Source organism: Streptomyces sp. NPDC017529 (assembly GCF_044329785.1).
In the GTDB taxonomy this organism is placed as follows: domain Bacteria; phylum Actinomycetota; class Actinomycetes; order Streptomycetales; family Streptomycetaceae; genus Streptomyces.
This window is the reverse complement of record NZ_JBIRJY010000026.1, coordinates 27271-41999: the sequence shown is the minus strand read 5'-3', so window position 1 is coordinate 41999 and position 14729 is coordinate 27271. Positions and strand designations below refer to the sequence as shown.

Genomic DNA, 14729 nt, shown 5'->3' with positions numbered 1-14729 from the left:
GAATATGGACTAGTCGAGCGAGCGGCGTGCGGCGCGCAACCGAATACTGAGGTGGTGCCGACGCACCCGCCCCGGATGTCCCGCCGCCGGCTGCTCCAGGCCGCCGGCGGTGCGGCCGCGGTCACGGCCGGCGCAGGGGTGCTGGCCTGGCTGGGCCCGCCGGCACCGCTGTCCGGGGCGACCGGCACCGCGCTGGAGCGGGAGGCCGCCGAGTCCGGCGCGGAACAGGCGTTCCTGCACGTCATCGCGCACGCCGACGACTCCCTCTACTTCATGAACCCGGCCCTGGAGCAGTCGGTGCGCGGCGGCGCCCGCTCGGTGACGGTATGCCTGACCGGCGGCGAGTCCGACGGCCGCAACACCGCGGAGCACGGCCGCGGGGCCCGCCTCTGGCCGCGCGACCGCCCGGCCTTCGCGCGGGCCCGTACCAACGGGCTGCGGGCCGCGCACGCGGTGATGGCCACCGGCGACCCGCTCAGTCCCTGGGACGTGGAGGCCGTCTCCCTGCTGCCCGGCTTCCAGGTCGAGATCCAGACGCTGCGCGCCGCCCCGCACAACCAGCTCGTCTTCATGGAGCTGATGGAGGCGCGGACCGTCTCCGAGCCGCGCGCGAGGAGCCTGCGCGGCCTGTGGCTGGGCGCCACGGACGTGCTGGCGACCCTGCGCCCGGAGGGCACCCCCGTACAGCGCGTCTTCGAGTACACCCGCGAGCAGGTCACCGAGTCGCTGACCGCGCTGCTGGAACGGGTCCGCCCGACCGTCGTGCGCACCCTCGACCCGAACGCGGTGCACGCCCCCCACGAGCCGCCGCACACCGGCGACCCGAAGCTGCGCGGGCTGTCCTACTACGACCACCAGGACCACATCGCCTCGGCGTACTTCGCGCAGGCGGCGCTGGCGGACTACTGGGGCCGCGGGCACGGCCGGCCCGCCGTCGTGGAGAACTACCTCGGCTACGAGGCGGCCGTACTGCCCAACAACGTCGACCGGGAGACCGCCCGGCGCAAGGGCGAGCTGCTGTCCGTCTACGGCTGGGCCGACGGCCGCGACTGCGGCGACCGGGCGGGCTGCGGCGACCGCAAGGTCGGCGGCTCGGCGTTCGACGGCTGGTCCCGCGACTGGACCCGCAGCACCCGGCTGCGCGCCCCCGGTTCGAACAGCTGGCTGCGGCCCCTGAAGGACGGCCGGCTCGCCGCCTTCGCCGTCCTGGACGGCACCGCCGTGTGCTGGGCGGAGACCGCGACCGGCAACGGCACCTTCAGCGGCCCGCACGTGCTCGGCGGCCGTATGCTCCAGGGCCAGATCCACGCCGTGAGCCACCCCGGTGGCGCCCTCCGGCTCTTCGCCACCCGTACGGTGCTGCCCGCCCGCAACCAGGCGCACCGCCGCGAGCTGCTGACCGCGGTGCAGACCGGCACCGCCCGCAACGGTGTACCGGTCTTCGGGGCCTGGGAGTCGCTCGGTTCCCCGGACGCCGACCCGGTCAAGTCCCTGGAGACGGGCTTCCCCGCCGCGGCCGTCGACCAGGAGGGCACGGTGCACGTCTTCGTCCGCGACTGGCAGGGCGGCATCGGCTACCGCAGCGGCGCGCACGGCAGGGACTGGTCGCTGTGGCGGCGCCTGGAGCCGCCGGTGGACGACGGTACACCCGCCCGGGTGACGGGCGTCGTGGACGGGCTGGACGCGTGCGCGGACTCCGACGGGCTGGTCCACGTGGCCGCGCCGAGCGACCGGGCGGTGCACCACTGGGTGTCCAAGGAGCCGGGGGAGACACCGGTGCTCGCCGGGGGCACCGGCCTCCCCGGGCCCGCGGGGCCCGTCAGCCTGGCGCCGCTGGGCGGCGGTGCGGTGCGCCTGGCCTACCGGCAGAGCGCCACGGCCCGGGTGCTGCTCGCCGAGCGGCAGCCGGCGGCCGGCACCTGGCGGCTGGCGGCGCGGTGCGAGCCGGTCGGCGGGTACGGGCGGGTGGCCGCGGCGGCGGTCGGCAAGCCGGCGCGCACGCTGGTGCTCGCGGCGCTGGACGGCGCGGGCCTGCTGCGGTACGCGCTCGGCGAGGCGGACCAGGACGCTCCCGGGCGCTGGCTGACCGGGCAGGTGCCGCACTCGGGCGCGGCGGCGATCGGGCAGGACACCGACGGGCGCGCGGTGCTGGCCGTCCTCGGCAACGACGGGCGGCTGCACACGGTGCGGCAGCGGCACGCCGGGGCGGACGGCCCGTTCCAGGAGTGGACGGTGCAGGCGCGGCGGGGGCAGCCGGGCCGCACGGGTCAGACGGGCTCGCTGGACCGTACGGGCTGAGCCTCGCCGTCACCGTGGCGCGGGAGGAGGATGCGGGTGGACACCAGATAGGTGAACGGGATCGCGAGCACCGCCGCGGCCAGCGGAGCGATGCGGGTGCCGAGCCCGCACCAGGTGACCAGCACGACGAGCCCGGCGCTCTGCACCACGTAGTTGGTGACCTGGGTCAGCGGGAAGAGCAGGAACTTCTTCCAGCTGGGGCGGGTGCGGTAGGTGAAGTAGGTGTTCAGGAAGAACGAACCCGCCATGCTGAACAGGAACGCGATCGTGTAGGCGGCGAAGTACGGCATCCAGGGGTGCAGGGCCAGGTAACACCCGTAGAAGGTGAGCGTGTTGACGCCGCCGACGGCGGCGAAGCGCAGCAGCCGGCCGAACGGGAACCGGCCCCGCGGCAGCCGGCGGTACGGCCGACGCGTCACCGGCGCGCCCGGCCGGCGACCCGGGCCGTCGGGGTGTTCGCCGGCACCGTCCCGTTGGTCTCCTTGACCAGGAAGTGCGGGCGCCGCTTGGTCTCGTAGTAGATGCGGCCGATGTACTCGCCGATCAGGCCGAGCATCACCATCTGGAGGCCGCCCAGGCCCACGATGATCGCCACCAGCGTCACATAGCCGGGCGCGGTGATGCCGCCGGCGACCGCGGCGCCGACGATCCACAGGGCGTACGCGGCGGCCAGCGCGGCCAGGCTCAGGCCCGCGTAGATCGCCGCCCGCAGCGGGCGGCAGTTGAAGGAGATCATGCCGTCGATGCCGTAGTTGACCAGCGAGCCGAAGCACCACTTGCTCTCGCCGCCCTCGCGCCGGGCGTTGCGGTAGTCGAAGGTGACCGTGTCGAAGCCGATCCAGGAGAACAGGCCCTTGGAGAAGCGGTTGTATTCGGGCAGCGAGACCAGCGCGTCCACGGCGGTGCGCGACAGCAGCCGGAAGTCGCCGACCCCGTCGGCGATTTCCACGTCCACCCACTTGTTGACCGCGCGGTAGTACAGCCGGCTGCACACGCTGCGCAGCGGCCGGTCGCCGTCCCGGCTGCGCCTGGCGACGACCTGGTCGTGGCCGAGCTGGTAGAGGTCGAGCATCTTCTCGATGAGCTGCGGCGGGTGCTGGAGGTCGGCGTCCATGAGGATCACGGCGTCGCCGGTGGCCTCCTTCAGGCCCGCGAGCATCGCCGCCTCCTTGCCGAAGTTGCGGCTGAAGGAGAGGTAGCGGGTGGTCGTGCCGTGCTGCTGGGCGAGGGTGCGTATCCGGTGCAGCGTTCCGTCGGCGCTGCCGTCGTCCACATAGCACAGCTCGTACTCGACGGCGAGTCTGCCGAGCACCGCGCGGATCGTGGTGTCGAAGCGGCCGATGACGTCCTCTTCGTTGTAACAGGGAACGACGACTGAGAGCTTCATGTAGGGGCCCTTCCGCCGGGGCGGGGCGGAGCGCGGCGTGGGCCACCACGCCCCAAGTCGTAATTCTACTAATCAGATGAGATGTCACGATTTGGGAGAGTGGGCGGGACGCCGGCGCCGCACCCCGCAGGTGACGGCCACGGCGGCCAGCGTCACCAGCGCGGCGCCGCTCGCCGCCAGGCCGGGCACCAGCCCCGGCGTGCCGTACGAACAGGACAGCCGCGAGGCCCCGGAGCCGAGGGGGACGGCGATCAGGCCGCCGAACGAGTGCGGGGCGCGGGCGGCGCCGCCGTCCACCCGGCAGCTCCAGCCGGTGAGGGAGGGGACCGCGAGGACGGCCGTGCCCCTGCTGCGCGCCGGCAGCTCGGCGGAGATCCCGTGACCGCCCGCCGAGAGCCGTACCGGGGCCTGTGTGCGCAGGCCGGCCACGGCGGCGGCGAGCTTGCCCGGTGCCAGGCAGCCGAGGACGTGCTCCGGGACGCGCTGCGGCTTCGGCTGGCTGAAGGACACCGTCAGCCGCCCGTCGGCCGGGACCGTGCCCAGGTTCCTGACCGGGTTCGCGGTCGTCTCCCGGACGCCGAACCCGGGGGAGGTATGGCCGATGGCGCGGACCTTGCCGTCGTACCAGGGCGCGTACCAGTAGGCGACGGAGCGCGGTGCGCACCGGGCGGTGAAGACGACGGCGGCGCCCTTGCGGGTGGCCGGCAGCCGCCACGAGCCGTCGGCCGGCCGCGGCACCGGGCGTACGGACGCGTGCGCGGGGCCGCCGTCCCCCGCCGGGCGTAGCTCCGGCACCTCGTACACGCGCGCGCCGAGCAGCCGCTCCTGGCGCGCGAAGACCGAGCCGCCGCCGACCCGCGGGTCGGCGCGCACGTCGATGCCCCGGGCGGCGGCCCCCCGGCGCGGCTGGTCGAGGCCGTCCGCCGTCAGGCCCGGCCGTACGGTCAGCAGGGGGGCGGCGGCGGACCGTCCCACGTCGACCGGTCCGGCCTGCGGCCCGGTCACGAAGCTGCTCACGCCCATGATCGCGCGGCTCACGGGGTCTTCGGCGCTGCGCAGGTGGCGGCCGTGGATGTACCAGCCGCCGCCCATCTCGCGCAGCGTGCGCGCGGTCCGCTCCGGTACGTAGCTGCTGTAGTACGCGCCGCCCTCGCCGCCCAGCAGCAGCGGATCGTTGTTGGCGAACTCGTGCGGCCCCGGGTCGGTGCGGGACCGGGGCCAGTCCGCGCGCTGCCGGAGGCCCTCGCGTACGGCGAGTGTCCGGTCGTCGAACGTGATCTTCGGCCCCCACCATGCGAGCCGGTCCCTCGCGGCGGTCACCGAGTACGCCGCGTAGGCCGAGCCGAAGAAGACCGCGCAGGTCAGCGCGGTGGCGACGCCGATGCGTACGTTCCGGCGCGCGGGGTGGCGGCGCAGCGCCACCAGGCTCGCCAGCACCACCGCGCCGCCTCCCAGGACGAGGACCCAGGTGGCGCCGACGACCGCGCTGCGGCCGTGGCAGACCACGGCGAGCAGGACGACCAGCGCGGCCCCCGCCGCCAGCTCGCGGGGGCGCGGGCGGTGCGCCAGTGCCAGCCAGGCGATGATCACCAGGAGCGCGCTGAGGACGAAGGAGGCGCGGTAGGGGCTGCCGTTGGGGACCGCCAGGCCGTGCCAGACCAGCAGGGTCGGCTTCCACACGAAGGAGACCGCGACGCAGGCAGCCAGCGCGTACCAGGCGATACGGGTACGCGGCGGGATCGCGCGGACGAACGGGAAGGCGGCGGCCAGCAGCAGCCCCAGCACCCCGATGAACAGGTGTGGCGAGGGCACGGTTCCGCGCCCGCCGGGCAGCAGCTCGGCGAGGAAGTCCAGCGTCGGCGGGCGGCCCCGGTAGAGGGCCTCCGGGGCGGGCCGTGACGCCTTGCTGGCCTTGACCGTGACGGTGAGCGCGGGGGCCGCCAGCAGGATGCCGGCCGGCGCCATGGCCGCGGCGCGGGCCAGGGAGCGCAGCCGGTCCCGCACGGGCACGTTGGTGGCGAGCAGCAGGCGTACGGCCAGCGCCAGCGCCATGGCGAGGGTGGCCATGGCGGCGGTGTAGAAGTTCCCGGCCCAGGAGACGCCGACGAGCAGGGTGCCGGCCACCCAGCGGCGCCGGCGCAGGCACCAGTCGGCGGCGATGCCGGTCAGCGGCAGCGAGACCAGGCCCCACATCCACATGGGGTCGGCGGTGCCGTCGCTCACGACCCACGCGCAGGTGCCGTAGCCCACCGAGAGCAGGGCGCGCAGCCAGGCCGGGCCGGGCCGCACCCGCCCCAGGAAGACGGTCATCAGCGCCGTGCCGAGGCCGATGCAGCACAGCGTGACGAGGAACACGGGCAGCTCGGCCAGCTCGCGCGGGAAGAGCCCGACAAGCCAGGAGAACGGATTCATCAGATAGGTGAGGAAGTCGGCGAGAAAGGGCACGCCGTAGCCGCTGTTCCAGTTGAAGGCCAGGTCGCCGGTGGTGCCGCCGTGAAGCAGGTCCCACAGACGGGCGTGGAACGGTACGAACTGATTTCCGAGGTCGTTGACGGCGCGGGAGCGGGTACCGAACGGATAACTCCCGAGCATCGTCATACCGAGGCAATAGGAGCCCATGGCCAGCAATGCCGCGAACGGTGGCGCACACCGCGGCGCGGCCAGTCGTTTCGCGGGCGCGGTCAGCATCTTGACGATCTCTTTCACCGGCGCCGCGCTTCCCTGCTCACCTGCGTCTTGAACGAGTAGATGCCGCTTTACGGCTACGTGTGCCGCATGTCCGTAATGTCGTGTCCTGGTTCCCGTTACGGGTGATCGTCCCGGGGGTGAGAGTCCTACCGTAGGCTAAATGTCCGCAATAATGCGGTTTGACAAGAGGAAGGCCCGACGGCGAACGTGCGCTCGTGCGCCGGTCGGCGGCGTGCCGGGCCGGTCGCGGACCAAGGTAGTTTTGGGGTCCCGCAGCGCTATGAAAAGAGGATTGGGGTGCCCGTGCCTGACGTCTCCGTAGTCGTGATCGTCTACAACGACGCCGACCGGCTACCGACGGCCGTCCGGTCCGTACTGGACCAGACGCTCCATGGTGTCGAAGTTCTGATCGTCGACGACTGCAGCACGGACAGATCCTTCGCGGTGGCCCAGCAGCTCGCCGCGGCCCACCCGGACCGGGTCAGGGCGCTCCAGCTGCCCGAGAACAGCGGGGGCTGCGGAGCCCCCCGTAACCACGGCGTCCAGCACGCCACCGGCTCCTACGTCATGTTCCTGGACAGCGACGACGTGCTGGAGCCCAACGCCTGCCGCAACATGCTGGAGGCCGCCGAGCGCACCGGTGCCGACCTGGTGTCCGGCATGTGCGTCCGGGTCAACGTCGACTCCCGCAACAAGAAGCAGACCGAGTGGTACCCCTGGCTGTACGCCAGGACCCGCACCATCGACTCCATCTCCGAGCTGCCCGACCTGCTGGTCTTCGACACCCTGTCGACCAACAAGTGCTACCGGCGCGAGTTCCTCCTGGAGGCGGGGCTGGTCTTCCCCGTCGGCATCCACTACGAGGACCTGCTCTTCTCGGCCCAGGCGTACGTGGCGGCCAAGCGCATCACGCTGATCCCCAACCACGTCTATTTCTGGAACGTCTTCGAGAAGGCCGCGACGAAGTCGATCAGCAACCGGCGCCACGAGATCGCCAACTTCGCGCACCGCATGGAGATCCACCGCCGGGTGGACGAACTGCTGGAGCGCGAGGGCCTGACCGAGCTGAAGTTCCACAAGGACGTCAAGTTCCTCAAGCACGACCTCGTGCTGCATCTGCGTGATCTTCCGCTGCTGGACGAGGACTACCGCCGCGAGTTCGCCGTGATGGCCAACGGCTACCTCGCCGGCATCGCCCCCGAGGCGTACGAGCGCGTCCAGCCCATCCAGGCCATCTGCGCCTACCTCCTGGCCCGGGAGGACTGGCACAACCTGATGCCCGCGGTGGACAGCCTCATCAACCGCGACAAGCTCTCCTCGCCGCTCGCCGAGCGCGACGGCCGCGTCTACTGGTGCGCCGAACACCTCGACGACCCCGAGGGCCGCCGGGTGCTGGACGTCACCGACGCCGGGTACCACACCCGCACCGTCGGCCAGCTGTTCCTGCGCAACCAGCTCACCTCCTACGAGGACGACGGGCGCGGCACGGTCAGGCTGGCCGGCACGGTCGTCAACCCGCTCGGCAAGGTCGCCCCCGGCACGCCGCTGCGCGGCCGGCTGGAGCTCAAGGCCCGCCGCAAGAGCCTCCAGACGTTCTCCTTCCCGCTGACCTCGCTGCGCATCGCCGAAGACGGCCTGCACTGGGACGCCGAACTGGACCTGGCCCGCCGGCTGCGCCCGCTCGGCGTCATCGACGCGGTCTGGGACGTCCGGCTGATCCTGGACGCGGACGGCGCCACCACCCGAACCCGCCTGACCGTCGGCGGCGTCGACCTGGACAGCGCCCACGCGCTGCGGGTCCGCCCCCGGCTGACCCGGCTGGTCTCCGACCGCGTCGAGCCCGCCGCCTCCAAGCGCGGCCACCTCACCTTCGTCCTGGACGCCCAGGGCAAGGCGGCCCAGCGCACCAACGAGGCCCTGCGCCAAGCGCTGCGCAGCCCCGCCGCCGACCTCGCCAAGAGCGGTGTGCGCAAGGCCCGCAAGGCCAAGCGCGACCTGAACTCCGGCGAGACCAAGCTGCGCGTCTACCACGAGGTGTTCAGCAAGCTGCCGGTCCACAAGGGACTCGTCGTCTTCGAGAGCCACCTCGGCAAGCAGTACAGCGACAGCCCGCGCGCCATCTACGAGGAGATGCGCCGCCAGGGCGTCGAGTTCGAAGCGGTGTGGGCCTACGACGGCAAGAAGCCCGACGGCTTCCCCAAGGACGCCACCCTCGTCAAGCGGTGGAGCTGGCAGTACCTGCGCGCGCTCGCCCAGGCCGAGTTCTGGATCGACAACCAGGGCTTCCCGCTGCGCCTGAACAAGCGCCCGGAGACCACCTACATCCAGACCTGGCACGGCTCCGCGCTCAAGCGCATGGGCTTCGACGAGCCGCGCCTGAAGCTCCAGTCGCGGGCCGCGAAGGCGGAGTTCCAGAAGGTCCTGGAGCGCTTCGACCACTTCCTGGTCCGCTCCGAGCACGACGTACGGACCCTGGCGCGCGCCTTCAGGCTGCGCGACGAGGTGCTGCTGCGCACCGGCTACCCGCGCAACGACGCGCTGGTGGCGGCCCGCCGCGCCGAGGAGGCCGGCGGCGTGCGCGAGCGCGGCCCGCTCGCCGAGGAACTGGGCATCCCCGCGGACAAGACGGTGCTGCTGTACGCGCCGACCTTCCGCGCCAACCCCAACGGCTCGGTCCGCGGCTTCGAGCCGCCTTTCGACGTGGACGAGTTCGCCGAGCGCTTCGGCGACCGCTTCGTGCTGCTGATGCGCTCGCACTACCTCAACAACGTGGTGCTGCCGCCGTCCGTCCGCGGCAAGGTCATCGACGTCACCGCGTACCACGACATCACCCCGCTGCTCCAGCTGGCCGACGGCATGATCACGGACTACTCCTCCGTGATGTTCGACTACGCCCTGCTCGACCGGCCGATGCTGTTCTTCGCGTACGACTACGACGAGTACGCCAACGAGGCGCGCGGCACCTACTTCGACCTCAAGGAGAAGGCGCCGGGGCCGGTGCTCGGCACGGCCGACGAGCTCTTCGAGGCGATCGACGCCTTCAAGACGGCGGGCGACGGGTACCGCGAGGCCCGGCAGCGCTTCACCGCCGCGTTCGGCGAGCACGACCGGGGCGACGCGGCCCGCGCGATCGTCGAGAAGTTCTTCGGCGGCGCCGCCGCCACCGCCGGCGGCCCGGGCACGGGCGGCGCGCTGCCCGCCCCCGCCGCCGGCGACTCCGAGCACAGCGGTTCTTCCGTGAAGGGGGAAGCCCATGACCGGGCGTGACATCTTCTTCGTCTCCAACAACGTCGACGAGACGGGCGGGGTGACCACCTGGTCGCACCAGATGGCCCGGCTCTTCGCCGGCCGCGGCCACCGCGTGCACGTCATCGGCGTCGTACCGGCCCCCGAGGACCTGCGCGCCGACCTCGGCGACGACCTCCCGTACGAGACGACGACCCTGTACGACGTGCACCCGCCCAAGGCCGTGCCGGCCGCCCGCGGCATCAAGGGGCGCCTGAACATCGCCGAGCAGCGCCGCCGCGCCGCCCGCCAGGCCGGCATGCAGGAACAGGCGGACAGGCTCAGCGCCCTGTTCCGGTCCGCGCGGCCGGGTGCCGTGGTCATCGTCACGCAGGTGTGGGCGATGGAGTGGGTGGCGCTCGCCGACACCGCGGGCCTGCCGGTGATCGGCATGACCCACGAGTCGTTCGAGGCCTGCCGCAAGTCCTCCCGCTTCAACCGGGTCAAGAAGTACTACGCGGAGGTGGACCGGCTGCTCGCCCTCACCCGCGAGGACGCCGACCTGTGGATCCGGCAGGGCATGGACAACGCGGACTTCATGCCCAACCCGCTGCCGGTGACGCCCGAGGTGCCCTCGGACCGCACCGCCAAGGTCGTCGCCAGCATCGGCCGGCTCTCCGACGAGAAGGGCGTCGACCTGCTCATCGACACCTGGGCCGCGGTCGCGCCGAAGCACCCGGACTGGACGCTGCGGATCTACGGCTCCGGCGAGGACGAGGACATCCTCAAGAAGCAGGCCGCCACGCTGGGGCTGGACGACTCGGTCGCGTTCATGGGGCGGACCGACGACGTGGCCGGCGCGCTGCGCGGCGCCTCCGTCTTCGCCCAGTCCTCCCGGGCCGAGGGATTCCCGCTCTCGCTCATGGAGGCGATGGCCAGCGGCGTGCCGTGCGCGGCGTTCGACTGCGCGCCCGGCGTCCACGAGATCATCCGGGACGGCGAGGACGGCCTGCTGGCGGTGGTCGGCAACACCACCGAACTGGCCCGGCACATCGACGCGCTGATCTCCGACAAGGAGCTGCGGGACCGGCTCGGCACGGCGGCACGGGAGAACGTGCAGCGCTACTCGACCGACCGGATCACCAAGCGCTGGGAGGACCTCTTCGCCCTGATGGAGCGCTGAGAACCGGCGGACCGGCCCCCCGGGGCCGGTCCGCGACGGACGACGGAAGAAGCATGCCGTGGCACCACACCGTCAGCCCGCGCCCGACGGCCGGGAAGCCCGCGAACCGGCCGTCTCGGTCGTCATACCGGTGCACGACACCCGGCGCTACCTGGCACGCTGCCTGGGCTCCGTCTTCGCCCAGAGCCTCGGCCCCGACGCGGTCGAGGTGATCGCCGTGGACGACGGGTCGACCGACGGCAGCGGCGCCTGGCTGGACGGACAGGCCCGCGCCCACCCCAACCTGACGGTGCTCCACCAGCCGGCCTCCGGCGGCCCCGGCAAGCCGCGCAACGCCGGCATGGACCGCGCCCGCGGCCGCTACCTCTTCTTCCTCGACTCCGACGACCACCTCGGCACCGAGGCGCTGGAACGGCTCACCGCGATGGCCGACACCCACGGCTCGGACCTCGTCTACGGGCGGATAGTCGGCGTCGGCGGGCGCGGCGCCCCCGTCGACCTGCACACCAACAGCCCCCGCGTGACGGCCTTCGACTCGCCCGTCTACTGGACGCTGGCCGCCTACAAGCTCTTCCGCCGCTCCTACGTCCAAGAGCGCGGCCTGCGCTTCGTCGAGGGCCGGCTGCTCGCGGAGGACCTGCCCTTCGGCATCCGGGCCCTGCTCGGCGCCGGCACCGTCTCCGTCCTCGGCGACTACGACTGCTACTACCTCCAGGGCCGCGACGACGACAGCAACGCCAGCCGTCAGGACCGCGACTGGGTCGAGCACCTCGGCTACATCGGCACGGTGCTCGCCGAGGTCGCGGAACTGGTGCCGCCGGGCCCCGACCGCGACACGCTCATGGTCCGCCACTTCCACGGCGAGATCCTCGCCCAGTTCGCCGCGCCCTACCTGGCCCGCGACGCCGCGGGCCGCCGGGCGATGGCGGCGGCCGCCCGCCCCCTCGTCGACGCCTACCTCACCGACCGGGTGCTGGCCGCCCTCCCGCCCCGGCTGCGCCTGCGCGCGCAGTGTCTGCACCGGGGCGCGGTGGACGAACTGACCGACGTCGTACGGGCGGACACCGGGCGCGGGCCGGGCCCGCCGGCCGGCGCGGACGACCGGCCCTGAAACGCCGCACGCCCCCGGCGGAACCGGGGGCGTGCGAAAGAGTGCTCCTGATCAGGCGCTCGGGCGGTGGTGCTGCCAGCCCTGCCAGGCCGAAGTGATCATGTCGCGCACGTCGTGGCGGGCCTTCCAGCCCAGCTCGCCGGCGATCCGGTCGGCGGCCGCGACGACCCGGGCCGGGTCGCCGGGACGGCGCGGGGTGACCTCGGCGGTGGCGTCGGTGTGCCCGGTGATCTCGGTGATCAGGTCGATCATCTCCCGTACGGAGACGCCCTCGCCGCGGCCGATGTTCAGGGTCAGGTCGCGCACCGGGCCCGGCTCGGCCAGCTTGCGGGCGGCGGCCAGGTGGGCGTCGGCCAGGTCCGCGACGTGGATGTAGTCGCGGATGCAGGTGCCGTCCGGGGTCGGGTAGTCGTCGCCGAAGATCCGCGGGGACTCGCCGTCGGTGAGCTTCTCGAACACCATCGGGACGATGTTGAAGACGCCGGTGTCGGCCAGCTCGGGAGTGGCGGTGCCGGCCACGTTGAAGTAGCGCAGGCACGCGGTGTTGATGCCGTGCGCCTTGCCCGCGGCGCGCGCCATCCACTCGCCGACCAGCTTGGTCTCGCCGTACGGGTTGATCGGCGCGCAGGGGGTGTCCTCGGTGACCAGGTCCACGTCCGGCATGCCGTAGACGGCGGCGGAGGAGGAGAACACGAACCGGCCGACGCCGCCCGCCGCCATGGCCTCCAGCAGCGTCTGGAGGCCGTGCACGTTCTCGCGGTAGTAGTGCAGCGGCATCTCGACGGACTCGCCGACCTGCTTCTTCGCGGCGAGGTGCACGACACCGGTGACGCCGTGCTCGGAGATGGTCCGGTCCAGCAGCGCGCGGTCCAGCGTGGAGCCCTCCACCAGCGGGACGCCCTCGGGGACCCGGGCGGCCACGCCCGTGGAGAGGTCGTCGAGCACCACGACCCGCTCGCCCGCCTGTGTCATGGCCCGTACGACGTGGGCGCCGATGTAGCCGGCACCGCCCGTGATCAAGTAAGACATCTCGCCATCCTAAGGTGGTCGGTCGGGCCCGGCCGTGGGAGGCCGGGCCGCTGTGATGTGACTAACGGCCGCCCGCGGTCCTGCGGCGCACCTTGCGGGCCGCGATGTGCCACGCCGCGCGCACCCCGGACGCCACGCGCAGCGCCAGCGCGCCCCCGGTGGTCGCGTACGGCTGCACCAGCAGCAGGCCGTGCCGCCCGCTGGGCAGCGCGTGGCGGCGCAGCCCGGGGCCGGTGGCCCGCAGCCCGGCGCACAGGACGGAGCCGTCCGCGCAGCGCACCCGGGCGGTCAGGTCCCACGGGTCGGGGGTGCCGGAGGAGCCCCGGTCGCCGCGGGCGAGCAGGGCGCCGAGGTCGAGCGTCGTCTCCGCCGTCCAGCCGGTGCCCGAGGGGTCGGCGGTGAGCGTCGCGGTGTGCACGGGCCCGCCGCGGCCGTCCGCCCGGCGGCGCAGCTCCACGTCGATGCCGACCGGTTCCGCCGCGGCCACCCGCCCGTACAGCTCGTGCACGCGCAGGCGCAGCAGGCAGCGGCTGCCGAGGACCGGCTCGGCGTCGATGGTGACGGGCAGCCGGGTGCCGGAGCCGGCGTCCAGGCCGTCCAGCTCGACGCCGGGCAGGTCCAGGGACCACACGGGCCGCTCGCCGTCGCGCGCGTACGGCGGCAGCAGCCGGCCGGGGCGGGCCGCGAGCTGGGTCAGCCGGTCCAGGTCGACGGGCGTCTCGGAGGCGAGCAGCACGCGGGCGAGCCAGCGGGCCGGGGCGCGGGCGGCGAGCAGCTCGCTCTCCTCGAAGCCGGCCAGGTAGTCGCGGGTCAGCCGCCACCACTCCTGCCGGTAGTCCGCGCCGCGGGTGTGCAGTTCGCGGACGTACATCCGCAGGTCGTGGTCGAGGAACTTGCTGCGCGCCGCGTGCGCCAGCCCCTTGTGCCCGGCGTCGGCCAGGATCCGCACGCTGGTGCGGTGCGCCTCGATGCGGGCCTGCCAGTTGGTGACGTCGCGGCGGTCCAGCGAGATCGACTGCTTGGCGGCCGAGCGCCGTACGTGCCAGATGTAGACCCGGTCGGTGACGGTCGCGATGCGCGGGGCGGCGGCCAGCACCCGGGCGGTGAAGACGAAGTCCTCGTAGGTGAAGCGGCCGTCGGGGAAGAGGATGCCGTTGCCGAGGAGGAACGACCGCTCGTAGAGCTTGTTGACGCACAGGGTGTCGTGCACCAGCTTCGGGTGGTCGTCGGGCGAGGCGTGCACGGCGGGCTCGCGGTAGAGGGCGGGCTGCCACGGCACCTCGCGCGGTCCCGGCAGCTCGCGGCGCACGCACGCGCCGGCCGCCACCGGGGCCTCGTGGCGCAGCGCGGCGTCCAGCAGCGCGTCCACGGCGCCGCCGGGCAACACGTCGTCGCTGTCCAGGAACATCACGAACCGGCCGGTGGCCGCCCGCAGGCCGTCGTTGCGCGGCGTGCCGCAGCCGCCGCTGTTGTCCGCTCGGTGGACGACCCGCAGCCGCTCGTGCTCGCGGGCGAGGTCGTCCAGGACCTGGCCCGTACGGTCGGTGGAGGCGTCGTCGACCGCGATCACCTCGGCGATCGCGTCCCCCTGCGCCAGCGCCGAGCGCACCGCCTCGCCGACCAGCGCGGCGTCGTTGTAGGCGATGACGACGACGCTGACCTGCGCGGAGCGTGCGGTGGCAGGCCCCGGACGCGGCTCAAGGGCTTCATTCGCAGTCACTGAATCCACATTTCGAGTCGTTGTGATCACTTGGCGCCGGAGGGCTTCCGGCCATCCTCCCGCGCCGCGGCCCGCGGCCCGCAGCGGC

At 73.1% G+C, this 14729-nt stretch carries 9 protein-coding genes; 4 read left to right on the top strand and 5 right to left on the bottom strand.

Going from position 1 to position 14729, the window contains the following annotated elements:
• Positions 1-54: 54 nt before the first annotated feature.
• On the top strand, positions 55-2298 hold the full coding sequence (locus ACH4K4_RS34935; protein ID WP_398173223.1) for a PIG-L family deacetylase: 2244 nt from the start codon (positions 55-57) through the stop codon (positions 2296-2298).
• Here ACH4K4_RS34935 and ACH4K4_RS34930 read toward each other — a convergent pair.
• The 3 genes from ACH4K4_RS34930 to ACH4K4_RS34920 all read right to left on the bottom strand — a co-directional run bounded on the left by ACH4K4_RS34930 (position 2268) and on the right by ACH4K4_RS34920 (position 6391).
• A complete protein-coding gene (locus tag ACH4K4_RS34930) occupies positions 2268-2717 on the bottom strand; it encodes a GtrA family protein (RefSeq protein WP_398173221.1) in 450 nt (149 codons plus the stop codon). The two genes, ACH4K4_RS34935 and ACH4K4_RS34930, sit on opposite strands and share 31 nt — an antisense overlap.
• Positions 2714-3685 carry a glycosyltransferase family 2 protein gene (locus ACH4K4_RS34925; RefSeq protein WP_398173219.1) on the bottom strand — a complete coding sequence of 324 codons (972 nt, stop codon included), beginning with the start codon at positions 3683-3685 and terminating at the stop codon, positions 2714-2716. Before ACH4K4_RS34925 ends, ACH4K4_RS34930 begins: the two co-directional genes overlap by 4 nt.
• 84 nt (positions 3686-3769) lie before the next feature.
• Positions 3770-6391 carry a YfhO family protein gene (locus ACH4K4_RS34920; RefSeq protein ID WP_398173217.1) on the bottom strand — a complete coding sequence of 874 codons (2622 nt, stop codon included), beginning with the start codon at positions 6389-6391 and terminating at the stop codon, positions 3770-3772.
• A gap of 285 nt (positions 6392-6676) precedes the next feature.
• Between ACH4K4_RS34920 and ACH4K4_RS34915 the strand changes: the two genes are divergently transcribed.
• The 3 genes from ACH4K4_RS34915 to ACH4K4_RS34905 are packed head-to-tail and all read left to right on the top strand — an operon-like array spanning position 6677 to position 11892.
• A complete protein-coding gene (locus ACH4K4_RS34915) occupies positions 6677-9640 on the top strand; it encodes a CDP-glycerol glycerophosphotransferase family protein (RefSeq protein WP_398173215.1) in 2964 nt (987 codons plus the stop codon).
• Positions 9627-10781 (top strand): glycosyltransferase family 4 protein, encoded by a 1155-nt coding sequence (locus ACH4K4_RS34910; protein ID WP_398173213.1) that lies wholly within the window; start codon positions 9627-9629, stop codon positions 10779-10781. Before ACH4K4_RS34915 ends, ACH4K4_RS34910 begins: the two co-directional genes overlap by 14 nt.
• A 58-nt stretch (positions 10782-10839) precedes the next feature.
• Entirely contained in the window at positions 10840-11892 is a 1053-nt protein-coding gene (locus tag ACH4K4_RS34905) for a glycosyltransferase family 2 protein (RefSeq protein WP_398173211.1), read from the top strand.
• 51 nt (positions 11893-11943) lie between these two features.
• Here ACH4K4_RS34905 and galE read toward each other — a convergent pair whose 3' ends face one another.
• Positions 11944-12921, bottom strand: coding sequence for a UDP-glucose 4-epimerase GalE (gene galE / locus ACH4K4_RS34900; protein ID WP_398173209.1), 978 nt, complete (start codon positions 12919-12921; stop codon positions 11944-11946).
• A 61-nt stretch (positions 12922-12982) separates the two neighbouring features.
• A complete protein-coding gene (locus ACH4K4_RS34895; protein ID WP_398173207.1) occupies positions 12983-14641 on the bottom strand; it encodes a glycosyltransferase family 2 protein in 1659 nt (552 codons plus the stop codon).
• Between the last annotated feature and the right edge of the window lie 88 nt (positions 14642-14729).